The sequence below is a fragment of the Neobacillus ginsengisoli genome, assembly GCF_030813055.1.
In genome coordinates, this window is record NZ_JAUSTW010000001.1 from 879,330 (window position 1) to 896,417 (window position 17,088).

Below are 17,088 nucleotides of genomic sequence, written 5' to 3' on the forward strand. Positions count from 1 at the left end.
GATCCTTTCTGAATCAACAGTCTAATTTATTATTAGTAAAATAGCATTTCTTATTATACCGAAGCTGCATTTTTTATCATAATTCAAACTGAAAAGGAAAGGAACAGTTTTATTATTAGTAAAAGTATTAAAATGATTAAAAAGGCAGGGCAGAATCATCCCGCCCTGCCTTTTTAATCATAAATTATTCTGCTTTTGCTGCCTGAATTTGTAGATTAATTTTTACTTTATCCCCAACAAGGACGCCGCCGGTTTCTAAAGCAGCATTCCAAGTTAATCCATAATCAGAACGGTTTATAGCACCTGTTGCGCTGAAGCCTACCTTTTCATTGCCCCATGGATCTTTACCTTGACCTTCAAATGTGACAGCGAAGGTTTCCGGCCTCGTTGTCCCGCGAAGAGTTAAATCTCCGGTAACGTTATATTCACCATCATCTGTTTTTTCAATGTTTGTTGAACGGAAAGTCATTGTTGGGTAATTTTCTACATCGAAGAAATCTGCAGAAACTAAGTGAGCATCGCGATCTTTGCTGCGAGTGTCAACACTTGAAGTTTCAATTGTGAATTCAATAGTTGCAGTTGTTAAATCAGTTGGATCTGCTTCGATTGTTGCATTGAAGTTATGAAAAGCACCTTTCACATTTGCAATCATCATATGACGAATAGAAAAATCTACACTGCTATGTGCGGCATCAATTGCCCATTTAGTTTTTGTCATTTTGTTTCTCCTCCAATTGAGATTGTTTGGAATTATTTATCTTGAAATCGAAATAACTTAATTCAAGATAAAATATATGTTGTGTGTAACCTTATTGTCAATTATTTTTATTACTAATTTTTATAATCTTTTTCCCTTTAAGAAAAAGAATGAAAAGACCAATAAATCAAATACTACCAATATTAATTAATAAGGAATGGGAAATGACTATGAAGAAAACAAAACGGAATTATATTCCTTTTATCGTTTTATTAGTAATCCATTCAATTCTATTAGGATTTTCCTTTTATAAAAGTAAGAATAGAAAATCATTATTCGCACTGTTAATGTCGAATATAGGATTTGCCTATCTTTTAGAATACTTTGTTTTAAACATATTTAATGCCTATATTTATAAACCAAAAATATTGAAAAAAAATTTTTTGGATAATAATTTTGGGGCGATTTTATCTCAAGCCATTTTTTTACCTTTTACTGCTGTTTTTTTATCCGTCTTAAATTTAGGGTGGAAAGGGAAATTGCTGGCAAGTATTTATTTTTCCGGGGTAGAAAAATTATTCTTAAGACTTGGGGTCTATAAGCACAATTGGTGGAAAACTTCCTATACATTTTTTCTAATTCCTTTTTATTTTAAATTGAGTGATTTATGGTTTTACTATCTTTCTAAAAAAAATCCGCTTGTAAGATTTATTTCACTTTTCTTTATGATCCTGGTTTCAGAAGCAAATTTATTATTTATTTTAACGGTCCTACGGAAGGTAAGGTTTGGAATAGGGAGGTACCATAGTTGGTCAGAACACTTTATTATGGTGCCGTTATATTCTATTTCACTTTCTGTTTTCGCAGCATTTTCATTAAGGAAAAAAAATAGTTGGAAGGCAAAGTTGAAGGTGTTGTTTTTCGGAGTTAGTCATAGTGAGTTATTAAGAAGGATGGGGCTTCTTGAAATTAAATTAAAAATATCGGATTATATCATACCCCGTATCATAATGATTAATCTTTATGGGAAATTTAGAGATTGGGTATACGGAGAAGGTAAAAGGGAATATGAAAAAAACAAAGAAGTGCAAAAGAGGGGAGATTAAATTAAAAACCTAAAATTTGCTTATTAATAAAATAAAAAAACGCCCGTGAGGCGTTTTTTGCAATCATTATTGATATTGAAGACACTTCGTGATATGATAAAATTTGGTCTAATTAAATTTGTTTATTAATATAATTTTCCTATATTAACCTTATCATATTCTATCTTGGTTGTCAAACAATAGGACTCAAATTATTCGGGAGAGTGGACAAATGAGTGATTTACAAAATAGAGACCGGCAAATGGAGCAAGAACGAGTCAGGTTAATTGTAAAGGAGATAGTTAAAAAGGTAAATAAGCTTGAACAGAATGCAGGTAGGGTAGTTTCAGATGTGCTGGAGCTTCGGAAAACGTTTTGGCAGGATGTAACAGTCAATGTAGATGACCCGGATGATATGACCGAAACGGCAGCAAGTATTAAACAACAGGCTGAGCTCCTATCAGAACGTGAACGGACGCATAGACAAATGAATAAGGAACTTAAAACGTTGGAGCGATTAAAATTTTCCCCTTACTTTGGTCGAATTGACTTTTTAGAAAACGGAGAAAAATCAGCCGATCAAGTGTATCTGGGAATCGCTTCTTTTATGGACGAGGCTGACGAAAACTTTTTAATTTATGATTGGCGCGCTCCAATTTCAAGTCTTTATTATGATTTTCCCCCGGGTCCTGCACGATATAAAACGCTGGATGGCATGATTGAAGGAGAAATGAAATTAAAACGTCAATTTCTTATTAGGTCTTCAGAAATAAAAGGTATGTTTGATACAGGTGTAACCATAGGCGATGAAATGCTTCAGGAAGTACTTGGGAGCAACGCAAGCACACAAATGAAAAGTATTGTCGCCACGATTCAGCGTGAGCAAAACCAAATTATCCGAAATGAACGCAGTAAGCTGCTTATCGTCCAAGGTGTAGCCGGAAGCGGAAAAACTTCAGCAGCATTGCAACGGGTTGCTTATTTGTTATACCGCTACCGTGACACATTAAAGTCAGAAAATATTATGCTTTTTTCACCTAACCCGTTATTTAATAGCTATGTTGCCACTGTGCTCCCTGAATTGGGGGAAGAGAATATGCAGCAGGCAACGTATATGGAATATATAACTCAACGTTTAGGGAATGAATTCCATGTCGAAGACGCTTTTACTCAAATGGAGTATTTGCTTACAAAGAAAGAAGACCAGACTTATGCCGTAAGAGTCAATGGCGTTCGTTTTAAGGCAAGTCTTGAATTTAAGAAAATGATTGATCAGTATGCAAAAAGATTGTCCAATGCAGGTGTAATTTTTATAGATTTAACTTTTAGAGGGGAAGTTTTAATCTCCAAAGAGACAATTCATGATTATTTTTATTCATTAGAAGAAAGCAACTCTATTCCGAACCGGATACAGCTTGTGAAAGAATGGCTATTAAGAGAATTAAAGAGAAGAGTTAAAAAAGAACGTTCAAAAAGTTGGGTGGAGGAAGAGGTACAATTTCTTGAAAAAGAGGAGTACTTGGAAGTTTTCAAGAAAATGCAGGAAAAGAATCGTTTTACTGAAAATACGTTTGATGATTTTGCACAGGAACAAAAACTTCTCGCTGAAATGGTCGTGAAGGAAAAATTCAAACCCCTTTTTGCCAAAGTCAAAAGGTTAAAATTCATCGACATGTTGGGTATCTACCTTCAATTTTTTAAGGAGAATGAAAAAAAACAGCTTAGACTCCAGGACAATTGGGAACAGATTTGTATCCAAACAGTGAAAAAGTTAAATAAGATGGAAATATACTACGAGGATGCTACACCATTCGTTTATTTACAAGATTTAATAAGTGGACGTAAGTCAAACACATCAATCCGTCAAATATTTATTGATGAGGCTCAAGACTATACTCCGTTTCAATTTACTTTTATACAAAGGCTGTTTCCCTATAGTAAAATGACCCTCCTCGGTGATTTTAATCAAGCGATCTTTTCGGGTGCAACAGGTGCTGAGACTGTTTTAACGGATCTTGAAATCAAAGGGGAAGATGTTGAATCATTTGTTTTAACAAAAACATACCGCTCTACAAAAGAAATTGTCGAATTCACCAGTGCTTTAATTGAAGGCGGTGAAAAAATTGAGCCGTTTAACAGGCCGGGTAGAAAACCAACTGTCACCAAAGTGGAACCTATAATGGTAAATAGTTTCGTACTCGCTAAAATCAAGGAATTTCAGGAAGATGGTCATCGAACAATTGCTGTTATTTGTAGAACAGTAGAAGAAAGTAAATTTGCCTACGATGCTCTTAAAAATGAAATTCGTCTTCATTTAATTGAAAAAGGAACCATCTCCTATGAAAAAGGAATCCTTGTAATTCCCTCGTATTTGTCAAAGGGAATAGAATTCGATGCCGTCATCCTTTATGATAGTTCTCAATATAAAAATGAAAGTGAACGAAAACTATTTTATACTGTTTGCACAAGGGCCATGCACGAACTTCATATGGTTGCAACAAACGGAATTAGTCCCCTGATGGCAAATGTATCAAAGGAATATTATGGAATAAAAGCCGTAAAAATAAATTCATAATAAGAATAAAAAACAGCTGCCAATGGCTGCTGTTTTTTATGTTTAACTTAATAGGAAAATGGAATCTATCTATTCACTTCTTCCATTGTTGCTGAACTTGTTCATATGCAATACGTAATATTTCTTCATCCGATGTATTTGCTTTGGTTATGACATTTGTTAAATAACTTTTTCCTTCGTAAGTCACCTTTACATTCACTTGTACCATTAAAATCACCTTTCTCTACATTGAAGATTATTTTTCTTTGCAGCTCCTAATTAATACACAACATTTCATCCTATCCATAAATTGCGAAAACTATGACTAGAAAACGAAAACTTTAAAATAATTCTGATCTAATTTGTTATAATGGTTTCAAATAATCCATGGGGGAAAAACAATATGCCTATGTATTTTGAAGGTATTACAAATGAAACACTTTATATTGCGTTAGAGATCATCAATTCAAACCATGAATACAATACTTTTGAAAATGGTAAGGCGATTAGGAATATAAATGATATAGATGGAGAGTTTATTAATCCTCTTTCCACTAGTTCTTTCATCAAACTTGATGACACCTATATCGGCTTGATTGATTATTTAATGGAAAATCCTAATGATCATTATCCGTGGCTGGGGCTTTTAATGATCCATAGGGATTACCAAGGGTATGGATTTGGTGCAGAAGCTTATGCGCTTTTTGAAAATGAAATGCTTGAACGAGGTATTAAACATGTTCGGATCGGTGTATTGAAAGAAAATACAAAAGCACATTCCTTTTGGAAATCACTTGGCTTTGTTTATTACAAATCTTCAGTATGGAAATATGGCAATGAAATTTTATGTTATGAGAAACAATTAGGATAAAAAACTTCAAAAAGGAAGTTTTAAACTTCAATTAACATAAATTCCTCTGCAAATTTTTGGACTTCGTTTTTGTCCAGTTTGTTCTTTTTTAATAATGATTCGGCTAGCACTAAATGGGGCTGAACGGCAACAATCCTTTTTAAATCCCGAAGTGACACATCGCCATTCAACAATTGAATGGCTTTTTCTCTTATGTCTTGACTCTTAGCAGAATGGAATAGGAGAAATGCAATACAAGTAACTTTATCCACAGGAATCCCCCTCAATCAAGAATCGAACATTTGATTATAAATTCGACAGAAATTTAAATTTTCCTGCTAATTATCTGAATATTTTTAAATAAATATGACAAATGGTGGTATTTTTTTCTTTAAAAATATTGGACTAATGATATAGTCATTATCAAGCTTCTTTCCGAGGTGGAAAATTTCATAATAAATCTAATTATTTAAAAAGGAGACTCTATGTTAAAAATCCATCATTATACAGTGAAAGTAACGTTGAGAGGGTTATTTTGTTTTATAAATAACTGCGCTGGAAAACTATTTTCTTTAGATGAACTGCAAATGAGATATTTGAAATTCTTTAGCCTTGATGTAAATCATCAAGGTTTTTTTGTATGGGAATAATTTCCTATCAACTATAAGTTGAAAGATGGTAAAATAGGATTATACCTAAAAGTTTTTTGACCTTTTCATAGATTTAGGAAATTTGCTTGGTGATTTATTTTATTTTTTAATTATATTTTACTGAAAATTCAAATAAATTAAAATAAGAGAATGATCTTGGGGGTGGTAATGGATGTTTGAATACAAAGGAGATATTCTAACAGGATTTAAGGAGATTGCATCTATTTCAAAAAAAGGTTATTCCGTTAACGATGTCTTTTTTGAAAGCCCTTTCAAAGGGAGGGTTCCTGCCTATTTAATTGTTCCTGATATAGCTTGCTCACATCCGGCTATCATTTATTTGCATCCGGGACAGGGAAGCCGCGATTCTTTTTTAAAGGAAGCTGAACTCCTTGCCGCAAAAGGATTTGTGTCGCTATTGATTAATGCCCCTTTTATACGTAAGGAGAAAACACAGGAAATACATGAAAAACAAAATTTAGCTAGAACCATCGAAGTACTGGCGGATATAGAAAAATATATTCAAACGATTATGGATTTACGAAGAGGGATAGATCTACTCTGTGATCTGGAATGTGTTGACGAAAACCAAATTGCCTTTGTCGGTCACAGCTTCGGTGGTACCTGGGGTGGAGTTTTGGCAGGTATTGAACATAGAATCAGGACATACATCTTGATCGCAGGTTATCCAAAAGCCTCCGAATGGCATTTAACAAGTGAACATCCCATGGCTGCAATAATTCGCAGCTTCCTAACTCCTGAAAGATTTGAGTATTTTATCGCAAATTTGGAAAAGTTAGATGCGATTCACTACGTGAAAAATGCTACCCCGTCATCCATCTATTTTCAATTTGCTAAAAATGATGAATATATCAATCAAGACCAGTCAACCTCATATTTTTCAGCAGCAAGTTCTCCTAAGAAAATCTCTTGGTATGATACAGACCATCTTTTTACAAATTGTGAATCTGCTTTTCAAGACCGTCTTGAGTGGCTTAATGAGCATATTGTCTCAGAAATTGCCAAAATTTCGTAGGAATCATATTAAGCAAAATAATTTTACATTCTAACGCTAATATTTGTTGGTATTGCTTATTTGGTATAATATTTTATATAATATTGAAGGGATAAAAGCAAAACATTAGTACCGTAGAATTTTCCTTTCGTCCCAAATGGGATGGAAGGTTTTTTTATACGTAAGATTTAGGAGGTCTATACATAATGAAACAAACCTTAATTAAGGATTTGTACAGAAATACAGAAAACTTTGTCGATCAAAAGGTCCAATTATCAGGGTGGGTCCGAACCGTTCGTGATTCCAAAACCTTTGGTTTCATCGAATTAAATGATGGCAGCTTTTTTAAAGGCGTGCAAATTGTATTTGATGAACAATTGGAGAACTTCAAGGACATAGCAAAGCTACCAATTAGTTCTTCCATTAAAGTGGAAGGAGATTTTATTCACACCCCGCAAGCAAAGCAGCCGTTTGAAATTAAAGCGACACAAATTATGCTTGAAGGGACTTCAAACGTTGACTATCCATTACAAAAGAAAAAACACTCGTTTGAATATTTAAGAACAATTGCCCATTTAAGACCTAGAACCAATACATTTTCGGCAGTTTTCCGCATCCGTTCTCTCGCTTCATATGCTCTGCATAAATTCTTCCAGGATCGCGGATTTGTTTATGTTCATACGCCGATTATCACCGGAAGTGACACTGAGGGTGCGGGAGAAATGTTTAGAGTGACAACTCTGGACATGGACAACCTTCCTAAAAATGATGAAGGAAAAATCGATTCCACCAAAGACTTTTTCGGTAAGGAATCGAATCTTACAGTAAGCGGGCAGCTGAATGCCGAAGCATTCGCATTAGCCTTCCGCAATGTTTATACATTCGGCCCTACATTCAGAGCTGAAAACTCCAACACAGCACGACATGCGGCTGAATTTTGGATGCTTGAACCTGAACTTGCTTTTGCTGAACTACCGGATATTATGGACCTTGCAGAAGATATGGTGAAGTATGTCATTGGTTATGTTTTAGAAGAAGCCCCTGAAGAAATGAACTTCTTTAACAGCTTTATTGAAAAAGGCTTACTGGATCGTCTAAATAATGCCCATACTGCTGATTTTGGCCGTGTCACTTATACAGAGGCAATCGAATTGTTAAAAAATTCAGGAGAAAAATTTGCCTATCCAGTTGAGTGGGGACTCGACCTTCAAACAGAGCATGAACGTTACCTGTGCGAAAAAGTCTTCCAAAGACCGGTATTTGTGACCGATTATCCAAAAGAAATAAAAGCTTTTTATATGCGCTTAAATGAAGATAACAAAACTGTTGCGGCAACTGATTTACTGGTGCCGGGAATTGGAGAATTGATTGGCGGAAGTCAACGTGAAGAGCGCGAAGACATTTTGGCCGGTAAAATTACCGATCTTGGTATGAATGAGGAAGATTATTGGTGGTACCTTGAATTAAGAAAATACGGCGGCACCAAACATTCAGGCTATGGCATTGGTTTCGAACGCTTAATTATGTATTTAACAGGTATGTCTAATATTCGTGATGTAATCCCATTCCCAAGAACACCTGGAAATGCTGAATTTTAATTTTTGATAATAAAAGTTAAAAAGACAAGAAAATCAATTCGCTGAATTGGTCTTCTTGTCTTTTTGCAAATTCTAGGGATTTTGTAACTCTTCTTCGAAAAAAAATGTCCCTGGATATTCCTTAACAATGTAAGAGTATCTTTTCATGTTTTTTACATATTGCCATTTTAATATGGTGACTTCCTCACCAGTTTCTTTAATATTCACAATTTGACCATTTTTGTAGCGGTTATTTACGCTCCTCAATTTGACACCCCTTTTTTTCATTCCTTTTAAGTATACCACAAAATGATGAAGCAATTATTTTACGAATAAAAGATTTCATGCTTATTGTGTCCATTTCTGAATTTCCTCGAATGTGAAAGCTGATAATTTTTATTTAGTATATAAATACTTGAGTAATACTTGATTAAAATTAATATTAAGCTAAATAATTTTAATTATTTTCGTTGAAATAATGAAAAATTTTAATTTAATTATTTAATTATTGAATAATGTGTTGTGTAATTTGGTTAAAGATGGAAGGGAGAGTAATATGGCTTATCCACTAATATCAAATTGCCCGGTTTGCAGCAAACAATTAAAAATTACTAAGTTACAATGTACCAATTGCCAAACAACAGTGGAAAATGAATTTGAACTATCTAAATTTGCATCTCTAGGTCAGGAGCAGCTTCATTTTATCGAAGTTTTTCTAAAATCTCGCGGAAACATAAAAGAGGTTGAAAAAGAATTGGGAATATCCTATCCAACCGTACGCGGGAAATTAGATGACATTATTTCTTCCCTTGGTTACACGTCAAATAAGAAAACTGAAGTCGATAAGAAAAAGGTTGTTTCGATGCTTGAAAAAGGTGAAATAACTGCGGAAGAGGCTATCCAATTATTGAAAGAGGGGGAATTGTAAATGAAAGATGAAATTACAAGAGTTTTAACGATGGTCGAGGAAGGAAAGCTAGATAAGGAAAAAGCGACTGAATTGATCAATGTGTTGCAAGGTAAAGATAAAGAAATTCTGCTAAATAAAGAAACTCCATACATCAATAAGATTCTTAAAATTAGAGTTACCTCTGAGGTCGGGGACAATGTAAACGTTAATTTACCAATTAAACTGGTTAAAGCCGTTTTAAAAGTGGGAACAAGCATTGCTGAGAAAATCCCGGAAGCTGAAAAATATGTAAAGGATATAAATATTGATCTGCTAATTGAAGCCATTGAAAACGAGGTAGACGGACAGATTGTCGATATTACCTCGGCCAAAGGCGAAAAAGTATTCGTTATCATTGAGTGACGCCAATGATAATGGTGAAAATTAGCACGAAGGATAGAAAATTTATCGTTCCTATCCCTTACCCTCTCTTAAACATGTTAAGTGGTCTTCTTACATCAAAAAGGATGATAAGTTATGCCAACAAAGCGATCGAGAAAGACGGGAAATCTTTTAAAGTTCCGCAAATAAATAGGAAAGATTTTAAACCATTATTGAAGGCCCTTTTGGAAAATAAAGGATTAATTTTAGTTGATACCAAATTAAATGATGGAACAAAGGTTACAGTCAGGTTATAAAGCATTATTCCGTATTAGGGATAATGCTTTTCTCAATTTTATTTTAAAAATTTTTTAAAAAAGATATGGTATCCTTGTCTAAAGAATATTTAAATTGAAATTTTGTCCCATCGAATTTCTAATAGATGGAGGAAGAGATGAAAATATTAATCGTTGAAGATGAAAAGGCGCTTTTAGAAGGAATCGCTCATATTTTATACGAGGAAAAGTACTATGTAGATACCGCCATGAATGGTTTCGATGGACTGCTCTTAGCAAAGCAAAACATTTATGATGCTATTATCCTTGATATTATGCTACCTGAACTCGATGGTTTCTCGGTTTGTAAATCATTGAGAGAAAATTCCATCAAGACTCCGATACTTCTTCTTACAGCAAAAGATAGTGTAGAGGACCGTGTAAAAGGTTTGGATTTTGGGGCGGATGATTATTTAATAAAACCATTTGCGGCGCCTGAATTACTGGCAAGAATTCGTGTCCTTCTCCGTGGTAAGGGAGACAATCATGAAAATGAACTTATTTATGGACCAATCAAACTGAATGAACAAGAGCGTGATGGATATATATATAATCAAAAGCTTCAATTAACGATAAAAGAATATTTATTATTGGAGTTTTTAATCAGAAACAAAGAACAAATCCTGTTAAGGGATCAAATATTTAATCGTATTTGGGGATTTAGTTCTGATACTGGCTTAAATGTAGTAGATGTCTATGTACACCATCTTCGAAAAAAAATGGGGACCTTTCACGGTGACCATTTTATTAAAACGGTTCGTGGAATTGGCTTTATGCTTAAAGGGGACGATGAGGATGTTCAGAAAAACTAAACTAAGACTTGTGTCTTTGTATACATTCGTTTTCTTTATTATTTTGAGCGTCTTAGGGTTAAGTGTTTATTTTTATATGGATCGAAAATCGTATTCTACGAATGATGATAGGCTTTTATTAAAAGCGGACAGCCTTATTAAGAATAATGGAACGCCGGTACCTGAGGAAACGGAAAGAGAATCTGAACGAAGAGTTTCTTACCTTTATTGGGATAAAAAAGGTGGAATTATAAAAAGTGATCCTCCAAATGTTTTTTCTCAAAAAGATCTAAGAAATTTAATGCCAAAGAAAACGACAGAACATTTAAGAACACAATCAATTGATGGTCATTTTTATCGGATATTAACCATAAATGGAAATAAAATTAACAAATTAAGTATGAAAAAAGTCACGGCCATTGAACTGGTTTATAATATTGACCCTGAAGTAACTATATTAAAAAATCTGCTTGAAATGATTGGATTAGGTAGTGCCGGTGGTTTGATTTTATCCTATTTTGCGGGTCTTTTCCTTGCAAGTAAGTCCCTTGTTCCGATCCAAAAATCATGGGAAAAGCAGTCACAGTTTGTGGCTGATGCTTCGCATGAACTGCGTACACCATTATCAGTGATTCAAACCCATTTAGAGCTGCTATTTCGGCATCCGGCTAATACCATTGAACAGGAAAGCGTAACGATTTACAAAAGCTTATCAGAAGTAAAACGAGTAAATAAATTAGTCGAGGACTTGTTAACCTTAGCAAGGACAGATTCAAATGAACAATTAATAATTTCTCAATGGTTCGCGCTTGACGAGATGCTTCAATTGATTGTAGAACAATTTGAACCTATCGCAGAAATGAAAGAAATTAATATAGAAGAGAGAATAGAAAGAGATCTTCAATATTTTGGTGATAAAGACCGACTCCACCAACTGCTTGTCATTCTTGTAGATAATGCCATTAAATATACGGCAAGTGGAGGAAAGGTTAGTATTATTTGTATGAATGCAGCAAATTTAATTCAGATAATAATTAAGGATACCGGAGTCGGAATTCCTGAACGGGATCTCCCCCACATATTTGACAGATTTTATCGAAGTAATAAAAGTAGAACACGAGCAGAAGGCGGAACAGGACTGGGATTATCTATAGCAAAGTGGATTGTAGAAGCACACCATGGCCATATAAATGTTGAAAGTAAATTGAATGAAGGTACCAAATTTACGATAAAACTTCCATAAAAAGAACGTTTGTAGGGATATCAATAGAAAAAATAGCACGCAATTTGCGTGCTATTTTTGTTAGGATATATTAATTGTTTAAATCACATTTCTGTAAAGGGATAACCTTTGTTTTTTTCGTAAATTTATAGCCAAGCCATATAATAAGGAACAAAGGCAAACCGATGTAAGATACTAAGACGCCGTTCCAATCAATATGATTGCCCATAAATGCTGAGTAGTTTTGCCCTAAAACAACAAATCCACAAACAGCAAATGCGAAGATCGGACCAAATGGGAAGAATTTTGATTTATATGGTAACAAGTTTAAGTCTTTTCCTTGGGCAACATATGCCTTACGGAAACGGTAGTGACAAATAGCAATACCCAACCAGGCGATAAATCCTGACATTCCTGAAGCGTTTAATAACCAAACATAAACCGTGCCATCTCCAAATAAAGAGGCGAGGAAAGCAAGTGTTCCTACTAATGATGTTACGATTAAGGCATTAACAGGTACACCATTTTTGTTTAATTTGCCAAGAAATTTTGGTGCGTTACCTTGACGGGCTAAATCCCATAGCATACGTGTTGAAGCGTACATTCCTGAATTTCCTGCAGATAATACAGCTGTTAAAATGACAGCATTCATAACAGATGCTGCGAAAGCAATGCCTGCCTTTTGAAAAACAAGTGTAAATGGTGAGACACTTACATCACTATTTGCTAATGAACCATTTGTATAAGGAATCAAAAGTCCAATTACTAAGATTGCTAATACATAGAATAAAAGAATACGCCAGAATACTTGTTTTACAGCACGAGGAATTGATTTTGCCGGGTCATCTGTTTCACCTGCTGCGACTCCTAATAGTTCTGTGCCTTGGAAAGAGAAACCGGCTGCCATAAAGATTCCCAGCATGGACATAAAGCCGCCGTGGAATGGAGCATCACCAATCGTGAAGTTTTTAAAACCGATTACGTGACCGCCCATAATTCCAAAAATCATCAATGCACCAGTTATAACAAAAACAATAACAGCTACTACTTTAACTAAAGAGAACCAATATTCTGCTTCCCCAAAACCTTTTACAGAAATATAGTTTAATAAAAACATAATAGCTAAAAAGACAGCACTCCATACAATTGATGGAGTATGTGGAAACCAGAATTTCATAATCATTGTTACCGCAGATAATTCAGCGGCAATTGTTATTGCCCAGTTATACCAGTAATTCCAACCAAGAGCGAATCCAAGAGATGGATCAACAAATTTGTTTGCATATGTGCTAAAGCTTCCTGCAACAGGCATATAGGCTCCCATTTCAGCAAGACTGGTCATTAGAAAATATACCATTACACCAATTACAAGATAGGAAAGAAGGGCACCGCCCGGACCAGCAGAATGAATCGCTCCTCCGCTTGCAAGAAAAAGACCTGTACCAATCGTACCACCCAGGGAAATCATTGTAAGGTGACGCGCTTTTAAGCTTCGTTTTAATTCAGAAGATTCCTTCTTAGGTGGATGAATATCTTCTTTTAATACTCGTGCAGTTTGCATGATCTAGACCCCTTTATATTTATTTAGGAAGGAGTTTGGAATAAAAAATGCCATCGAAGCAGAATCGATGGCATTGTAAATACCCCGCATCATACCTTCCGAAAGATAGCTCAACACGAATGGCTGGTAGGGCCAAACGTGACAGTTCTGTTCCTTTTTGGAGACAGCCCCAGCATGCTTTACCAGAGAAGAAAGCACACTTCGGCAGCTTTTCCTTTCATACGGAGTCAGAGATGTCTCTGCATCTAGTCCGTATTACTCATAAAAACCGCGACCTCTACCTCATCGGTTTGATGAGGATTTGTCATATGAAGTTAATATACTACTAAAGTATAAATACTATTGTGAAATTGTCAATGCAATTTTATAAATATTGAGACAGAGTATATAGATAATATAGCATGAATATTGATTAAGTGTGTATAAATATTCATTTTGAGAAAAGGATAAATTTTTAGTTTGTTTCAACAATGGTCCGAACCATTGGTTTAGGAGCAATATATTCGCAATTGACAGATAATTTATTATTATTATAAAAAACTTTTAAATTTACATATAAGTGGAGAATCGATATTATGTAAAAAGATATATTTTCAGGTATTAGGAGGAAATTCCAATGAGGATGTTTGGAATAATAATTGGTTCTCTCATTGTTGTTGCTGGATTTAACCTTTTTTTAATCCCGCATGAAGTGCTAAGCAGTGGGATGAGCGGAATTTCAATGATTTTGGGTATGGTTACTCCCCTTAATACAGGGCTGGCAAACTTCCTTTTGAACTTTCCATTATTAATTATTGGATATAAAATGCTGGGCAAAAAATTTGTCTTGAATTCAATTTTTTCAGTATTGATTATATCGGTAGGTCTGTATTTGGTTCCTGTCCATGAAATTGCAAAGGATACGATCCTTTCATCCATCTTCGGCGGTGCCTTAACAGGACTGGGGGTCGGGATTGTCTTCCGTTGTTCAGGTTCAACCGGCGGATTTGACATAATTGGTATGATTGTAGCAAGAAAAAGAGATTTTCCGATCGGTGTTTTGCTGTCAGGTATGAATGCAGTTGTCATTGTAATCAGTGGCTTTTTGTTTAATTGGGATTCGGCGCTTAATACATTAGTTTCCATCTATGTCACTGGAAAAGTGGTGGATACTATATACACAGATCATGCCAAGCTGACATTAATGATTATTACCAATAAGGGTGAGGAAATGCGCCAGCATTTGCTATCCAATTTGTATAGAGGTTTGACGATTATGGACGGGGTTGGCGGCTATTCGAACGATAAACGTAATATTTTAGTTACGGTAATTTCACGTTATGAGCTAAATGAAGTAAAGAACCTCATTGCAGAGGTCGACACAAATGCATTCGTTAATATTACTGAAACGATAGAAGTCATGGGGCTGTTTCATCGGCCAAGCCCGCAATAAAAATAACCCCGTTTTGGGGTTATTTTTATTGGATTCTATTTTTGTTGTTAACAAATAATTCTGAAATCTGTTAAACTAAATTAATAAGAACCTAAACTTTTGCCAGTGCGAGAATAGTTTGTTTTGAAACTGAAAATAGAAGGGAAAAGAAATAATGCGTTCCATTATATTAGGCATTTTTGCAGCGTTCTTTTTTGCATTTACATTCATTCTTAACCGGATGATGGACTTAGCAGGAGGAAGCTGGATATGGAGTTCTTCTTTAAGGTATTTCTTTATGATACCTTTTCTGTTAATTATTGTCATTGGGAGAAGAAACTTTAAACCACTGCTATTTGAAATGAAAAAGCAGCCTGGTGAATGGATTTTTTGGAGTACTGTTGGCTTCGGATTATTTTATGCTCCGATTTGTTTTTCAGCGGCCTATGCTCCCGGATGGCTGATTGCAGCTACATGGCAAATTACGATTATATCGGGTTCCTTATTGGCTCCTTTTTTTTACGAATTGGTCCATACAGACAAGGGGCCAATCCAAGTAAAGGGAAAAATACCCTTCAAAGGTTTAGCCATGTCTTTCATTATTTTACTGGGAATCATCCTGATGCAACTAGAACAAGCGAACCATCTATCCCCAGTTAAGTTAGCACTGGGAATAATCCCTGTAGTTATTGCTTCTTTTGCGTACCCTCTAGGGAACAGAAAGATGATGGACATTTGTGGTGGACGTTTGGACGTTTTTCAACGGGTATTAGGAATGACTATAGCCAGTCTTCCGTTTTGGATTGTTTTGGCCATATATGGCCTGATAACTGTAGGTCCGCCAAGCAGGGAGCAATCAATTCAATCCGGTCTTGTTGCGGTTTCATCCGGAGTCATTGCAACTATTTTATTCTTTCAGGCTACAGATTTGGTGAGAGGAAATATGCAGAAGCTAGCTGCCGTCGAAGCAACGCAATCGATGGAGGTATTATTTGCTTTAATCGGTGAACTGATCCTTTTAAACTCTGCTTTTCCTACACCGTTATCGTGGTGTGGAATGATTTTAGTTATGGGCGGGATGATGTTGCACAGTTATATTTCGCAAAGAAAAGTAATTCCACATAGGCAAAATGCCAATGCATGAGCTTAGATCCTTATCGGCATTGATGATAAGGATCTTTTTTTGGGCCCAAATTGTTACCCATTGAGATAAGGTGTTAATTTATTGATGGCTTCTTGTACTCTAACCGCATTTTTTTTATACATCTCTTTTGAAATTTCGCACTCTGTTTCTAGTGCAAATAATTCTAAATCGGCTTGTGTTTTCTTTAACGTTGCCATTAAAAGGGGGCGTTGTGCTGGCGTTGGCACCTTTAATTTATCGTCATAAATATCGATAGAAAGTTCTCCGTATGTGTCCACCTGCCCTAGGAAAACGTTATCAAGTGTTACCTCAAGTTTCTCTAATTCTGTATGTAACCATCCGCGGCTTTTTCCGGCTGAACGCAATGGTTCATCTAAAATTTTTCCATCCATAATAACGGTTTGAGGTTCTTTCTCATTAGCCACTTTCATTTGCAAATCTTTCGGAGTTAATGGGCGGTTCTCTTTTTTTAATAAGGCACTTAAGTTTCCGCGTGGTTCCAAGACTGCAAATTCAACATCTGCAAATCTAAAAATATCTTTCTCACGAAGCAATGCTGATAATTCGTCAATGGTATATTTTTCCTTCTTTAAATTTTCCTCTAAAATTTTCCCATCCTTAATTAAGACAGTCCCTCTTCCTTCAACTATATCGCGGAATGTTTTACTTTTTAATGAAAAAAAGTTCGCCAAAAAAGTAACTAGTCCAAATACGATTATTGCCAATGCTCCATGATACATATTACTTTCAAGTCCAGTAACTACTTCACCGGCGATACTCCCAATTGTAATACCTGCAACATATTCAAAGAAAGAGAGTTCAGAGATTTGTTTTTTTCCGATTATTTTTGTTGTAATAAACAAGAGCAGCAAGAAAATAACAGATCTCGATACAATCCCAAGCCATCCCGGCATCGATACTCACCT

The 17,088-nt window shown here is 35.2% G+C and carries 18 protein-coding genes and 1 riboswitch; of the genes, 12 read left to right on the forward strand and 6 right to left on the reverse strand.

The annotated features are described in order from the left end of the window. Positions 1–184: 184 nt before the first annotated feature. Positions 185–718 carry a YceI family protein gene (locus J2S10_RS04690; RefSeq protein ID WP_307404872.1) on the reverse strand — a complete coding sequence of 178 codons (534 nt, stop codon included), beginning with the start codon at positions 716–718 and terminating at the stop codon, positions 185–187. Between the two features lie 209 nt (positions 719–927). Here J2S10_RS04690 and J2S10_RS04695 point away from each other — a divergent pair, with 209 nt between their 5' ends. Together J2S10_RS04695 and helD are read left to right on the forward strand one after the other, a co-directional pair. After that, the gene (locus tag J2S10_RS04695) at positions 928–1,803 is read left to right on the forward strand and encodes a hypothetical protein (protein ID WP_307404874.1); all 876 of its coding nucleotides are present in this window, start codon (positions 928–930) and stop codon (positions 1,801–1,803) included. A 211-nt stretch (positions 1,804–2,014) separates the two neighbouring features. Next, on the forward strand, positions 2,015–4,357 hold the full coding sequence (gene helD, locus J2S10_RS04700; protein WP_307404876.1) for an RNA polymerase recycling motor HelD: 2,343 nt from the start codon (positions 2,015–2,017) through the stop codon (positions 4,355–4,357). 73 nt (positions 4,358–4,430) lie between these two features. On the opposite strand, the gene J2S10_RS04705 is transcribed toward helD, so the two are convergent. Then, positions 4,431–4,565, reverse strand: a complete 135-nt coding sequence (locus J2S10_RS04705; RefSeq protein WP_307404878.1) for a BA3454 family stress response protein — start codon at positions 4,563–4,565, stop codon at positions 4,431–4,433. Between the two features lie 174 nt (positions 4,566–4,739). On the opposite strand from J2S10_RS04705, the gene J2S10_RS04710 reads away from it, so the two are divergent. Next, positions 4,740–5,207: a GNAT family N-acetyltransferase gene (locus J2S10_RS04710; protein ID WP_307404880.1), complete on the forward strand. Its 468-nt coding sequence runs from the start codon at positions 4,740–4,742 to the stop codon at positions 5,205–5,207. Between the two features lie 20 nt (positions 5,208–5,227). On the opposite strand, the gene J2S10_RS04715 is transcribed toward J2S10_RS04710, so the two are convergent. Further along, positions 5,228–5,458 (reverse strand): hypothetical protein, encoded by a 231-nt coding sequence (locus J2S10_RS04715; protein WP_307404882.1) that lies wholly within the window; start codon positions 5,456–5,458, stop codon positions 5,228–5,230. 550 nt (positions 5,459–6,008) lie between these two features. Between J2S10_RS04715 and J2S10_RS04720 the strand changes: the two genes are divergently transcribed. Continuing rightward, the gene (locus tag J2S10_RS04720; RefSeq protein ID WP_307404884.1) at positions 6,009–6,872 is read left to right on the forward strand and encodes an alpha/beta hydrolase family protein; all 864 of its coding nucleotides are present in this window, start codon (positions 6,009–6,011) and stop codon (positions 6,870–6,872) included. Positions 6,873–7,057: 185 nt separating this feature from the next. Next, a complete protein-coding gene (asnS, locus tag J2S10_RS04725) occupies positions 7,058–8,449 on the forward strand; it encodes an asparagine--tRNA ligase (protein ID WP_307404886.1) in 1,392 nt (463 codons plus the stop codon). A gap of 72 nt (positions 8,450–8,521) precedes the next feature. Here the strand turns inward: asnS and J2S10_RS04730 are convergent, their stop codons facing one another. After that, on the reverse strand, positions 8,522–8,716 hold the full coding sequence (locus J2S10_RS04730; RefSeq protein WP_307404888.1) for a hypothetical protein: 195 nt from the start codon (positions 8,714–8,716) through the stop codon (positions 8,522–8,524). Between the two features lie 268 nt (positions 8,717–8,984). Here J2S10_RS04730 and J2S10_RS04735 point away from each other — a divergent pair, with 268 nt between their 5' ends. From J2S10_RS04735 to J2S10_RS04755, 5 genes are all read left to right on the forward strand, one after another. Continuing rightward, complete coding sequence (locus tag J2S10_RS04735; RefSeq protein ID WP_307404890.1) at positions 8,985–9,356, forward strand: DUF2089 domain-containing protein; 372 nt, start codon at positions 8,985–8,987, stop codon at positions 9,354–9,356. Next, on the forward strand, positions 9,357–9,740 hold the full coding sequence (locus J2S10_RS04740; protein WP_307404892.1) for an SHOCT-like domain-containing protein: 384 nt from the start codon (positions 9,357–9,359) through the stop codon (positions 9,738–9,740). 5 nt (positions 9,741–9,745) lie between these two features. Beyond that, the gene (locus J2S10_RS04745) at positions 9,746–10,015 is read left to right on the forward strand and encodes a hypothetical protein (RefSeq protein ID WP_307404894.1); all 270 of its coding nucleotides are present in this window, start codon (positions 9,746–9,748) and stop codon (positions 10,013–10,015) included. Between the two features lie 137 nt (positions 10,016–10,152). Next, on the forward strand, positions 10,153–10,845 hold the full coding sequence (locus J2S10_RS04750; RefSeq protein WP_307404896.1) for a response regulator transcription factor: 693 nt from the start codon (positions 10,153–10,155) through the stop codon (positions 10,843–10,845). Continuing rightward, positions 10,829–12,067, forward strand: coding sequence for a sensor histidine kinase (locus J2S10_RS04755; protein WP_307404898.1), 1,239 nt, complete (start codon positions 10,829–10,831; stop codon positions 12,065–12,067). The genes J2S10_RS04750 and J2S10_RS04755 overlap by 17 nt, the downstream gene beginning before the upstream one ends. A gap of 70 nt (positions 12,068–12,137) precedes the next feature. Here J2S10_RS04755 and J2S10_RS04760 read toward each other — a convergent pair whose 3' ends face one another. After that, entirely contained in the window at positions 12,138–13,607 is a 1,470-nt protein-coding gene (locus J2S10_RS04760; protein WP_307404900.1) for an amino acid permease, read from the reverse strand. Positions 13,608–13,705: 98 nt separating this feature from the next. After that, positions 13,706–13,895, reverse strand: a riboswitch (Lysine riboswitch). Between the two features lie 328 nt (positions 13,896–14,223). Here J2S10_RS04760 and J2S10_RS04765 point away from each other — a divergent pair. Together J2S10_RS04765 and J2S10_RS04770 are read left to right on the forward strand one after the other, a co-directional pair. Then, positions 14,224–15,039, forward strand: a complete 816-nt coding sequence (locus J2S10_RS04765) for a YitT family protein (RefSeq protein WP_307404902.1) — start codon at positions 14,224–14,226, stop codon at positions 15,037–15,039. Between the two features lie 154 nt (positions 15,040–15,193). Continuing rightward, positions 15,194–16,162, forward strand: a complete 969-nt coding sequence (locus J2S10_RS04770; protein ID WP_307404904.1) for a DMT family transporter — start codon at positions 15,194–15,196, stop codon at positions 16,160–16,162. 53 nt (positions 16,163–16,215) lie between these two features. Here J2S10_RS04770 and J2S10_RS04775 read toward each other — a convergent pair whose 3' ends face one another. After that, entirely contained in the window at positions 16,216–17,076 is an 861-nt protein-coding gene (locus J2S10_RS04775; RefSeq protein ID WP_307404906.1) for a DUF421 domain-containing protein, read from the reverse strand. Positions 17,077–17,088 lie beyond the last annotated feature (12 nt).

What these genes read in the sequence shown, in the direction of transcription:
- J2S10_RS04720 (WP_307404884.1), top strand. Translation starts at nt 6,009, where the DNA reads ATGTTTGAATACAAAGGAGATATTCTAACAGGATTTAAGGAGATTGCA.
- J2S10_RS04730 (WP_307404888.1), bottom strand. Translation starts at nt 8,716, where the DNA reads ATGAAAAAAAGGGGTGTCAAATTGAGGAGCGTAAATAACCGCTACAAA.
- J2S10_RS04740 (WP_307404892.1), top strand. Translation starts at nt 9,357, where the DNA reads ATGAAAGATGAAATTACAAGAGTTTTAACGATGGTCGAGGAAGGAAAG.
- J2S10_RS04745 (WP_307404894.1), top strand. Translation starts at nt 9,746, where the DNA reads ATGATAATGGTGAAAATTAGCACGAAGGATAGAAAATTTATCGTTCCT.
- J2S10_RS04750 (WP_307404896.1), top strand. Translation starts at nt 10,153, where the DNA reads ATGAAAATATTAATCGTTGAAGATGAAAAGGCGCTTTTAGAAGGAATC.
- J2S10_RS04760 (WP_307404900.1), bottom strand. Translation starts at nt 13,607, where the DNA reads ATGCAAACTGCACGAGTATTAAAAGAAGATATTCATCCACCTAAGAAG.
- J2S10_RS04755 (WP_307404898.1), top strand. Translation starts at nt 10,829, where the DNA reads ATGTTCAGAAAAACTAAACTAAGACTTGTGTCTTTGTATACATTCGTT.
- helD (WP_307404876.1), top strand. Translation starts at nt 2,015, where the DNA reads ATGAGTGATTTACAAAATAGAGACCGGCAAATGGAGCAAGAACGAGTC.
- J2S10_RS04765 (WP_307404902.1), top strand. Translation starts at nt 14,224, where the DNA reads ATGAGGATGTTTGGAATAATAATTGGTTCTCTCATTGTTGTTGCTGGA.
- J2S10_RS04735 (WP_307404890.1), top strand. Translation starts at nt 8,985, where the DNA reads ATGGCTTATCCACTAATATCAAATTGCCCGGTTTGCAGCAAACAATTA.
- J2S10_RS04775 (WP_307404906.1), bottom strand. Translation starts at nt 17,076, where the DNA reads ATGCCGGGATGGCTTGGGATTGTATCGAGATCTGTTATTTTCTTGCTG.
- J2S10_RS04690 (WP_307404872.1), bottom strand. Translation starts at nt 718, where the DNA reads ATGACAAAAACTAAATGGGCAATTGATGCCGCACATAGCAGTGTAGAT.
- J2S10_RS04770 (WP_307404904.1), top strand. Translation starts at nt 15,194, where the DNA reads ATGCGTTCCATTATATTAGGCATTTTTGCAGCGTTCTTTTTTGCATTT.
- J2S10_RS04695 (WP_307404874.1), top strand. Translation starts at nt 928, where the DNA reads ATGAAGAAAACAAAACGGAATTATATTCCTTTTATCGTTTTATTAGTA.
- J2S10_RS04705 (WP_307404878.1), bottom strand. Translation starts at nt 4,565, where the DNA reads ATGGTACAAGTGAATGTAAAGGTGACTTACGAAGGAAAAAGTTATTTA.
- J2S10_RS04710 (WP_307404880.1), top strand. Translation starts at nt 4,740, where the DNA reads ATGCCTATGTATTTTGAAGGTATTACAAATGAAACACTTTATATTGCG.
- asnS (WP_307404886.1), top strand. Translation starts at nt 7,058, where the DNA reads ATGAAACAAACCTTAATTAAGGATTTGTACAGAAATACAGAAAACTTT.